The sequence below is a fragment of the Campylobacter sp. US25a genome (assembly GCF_004379075.1).
In the GTDB taxonomy this organism is placed as follows: domain Bacteria; phylum Campylobacterota; class Campylobacteria; order Campylobacterales; family Campylobacteraceae; genus Campylobacter_D; species Campylobacter_D jejuni.
Genome location: NZ_RYYM01000051.1, coordinates 1 through 1,585, shown reverse-complemented (window position 1 = coordinate 1,585; position 1,585 = coordinate 1). Strand labels below are relative to the sequence as shown.

Annotated in this window: 1 protein-coding gene; it reads right to left on the bottom strand. The window is 26.9% G+C overall.

What is annotated here, in order from left to right:
* Positions 1 to 52: 52 nt before the first annotated feature.
* Positions 53 to 1,585: 6-hydroxymethylpterin diphosphokinase MptE-like protein (locus ELQ12_RS09615; RefSeq protein ID WP_134264750.1), on the bottom strand; the 1,533-nt coding region annotated here is incomplete at its 5' end.

Genomic DNA, 1,585 nt, shown 5'->3' with positions numbered 1-1,585 from the left:
AAGTTCGTCCATGAACTTGTTATAGACTATATCGTTTATAATAAAAATTACTTTATAGGGTTGAGAGAAAAAGTTCTTGTCTATTTTGAATTTTTGAGATAAAAATTTTCAAAAATGAACTATAGGCTTTTATAAATTTAAATAAAAACTGACTTTCATCTTGAATTTGAAGTACTATAACTTCACTCAAACATTTTCCCTTATAACCATGGAGTACTTTTAGGGAGTTATCTCCCATGAGCTTATCTTGTTGTAAATGTAAGTCAAATTTTAAAATGTTTTGATATACATTGTATAAGAAATTTAAAGGCAATTCTTTATTTGATTTGATAATGGTTTGAAGTACTTGCTCTAAAGCATTTGCATCATCTAAGAAATTTTGACAAATTGTAATATTTTCTTGGATTTTGTCTTTAAATTTAGTAAGCATTTTTTTACTACGATTTAAAGTAAAAGGTTTAGGTATATCAAATTTAGGCTTTGTTTGTTTTAAAATATTTTCACAACATTCTTTAAAGGAAAGTTCTTCAGTAAAATTGATTTTTGCTCCACCTTCGGTTGCATTGTAAAATTTAGCTTGAGAATTATTTATAAAAAGATATTCTAACTTGATGCGATAATCATTCCAAGCTATGTGAGTTAAAACTTCTCCTTTGTTACCATAGGCTACAACTTTTAGAGTTGGAAAATTTAATTTCACATCAGCATCTTCTCCTAATGCGAAATTTTTAACATGTGAATTTCCTTTTTCATCAAAAGCTAAATCTTGTCCTATCATAATAATATTTTTAAATCCTAAAGCCAAAGCTAAGGTATAAGAAAAATGACTTACATGAGTACCCGTATCTATATAACCAAAATCTTCTAAATGATAGTATTTATAGTAAGGTATATCACTAATAGCTAAAATTCTATTTTGATTTTCTAAAAGTTTAACCACACTTGGATGCGTAGTTGCTGCAAGTATAAATATACCATCTTCACAGGCTTTAAGATCGCTAAAAAATTTACAAGGCAAATCTTCAAAATCTAAATTTAAAATATAATCTGGTTTTATCCCTTCTTTCAAAAGTATATTTAAAGCCCCATCAGCACAAAAGATTACTGCTTTTTCTTGATATTGTTTTAATAAAGATAGTTGTTTTGACAAACTTGGTCCTGCTGATACAACTATAGCATTTTCAAATTTGTTTTTTCTTTCATTAAGAAGTCTTTGCAATGGGATGCTTTCAAGCATAGAAGGGATGTTTTGTAAAAAATGTTTATAACAAAGCATGATAAAATCACTAGAAGCATTTTCTCTTAAAACTAATTTTATATTTTCCAAACACTTGTAATCAGCTAAAGTCAAAAAGCTATCAAAGTATTTTTTATAATAATTACAACTTATAAACATATCATAAAGATTAAGCCATTCAAAAATACCATATTGATCAAAAAGCATACTTAGTTGCAAATTTATCTTAGCATCTTTCATATCCACAAGATAAATTTTTCCACTACAAAACTCTTCACTCAAATCCAGCGTACTTAAAGCTAGGATAAAAAGTTCTATTTCGCTTTCAAATACAAAAAGATGTTTATA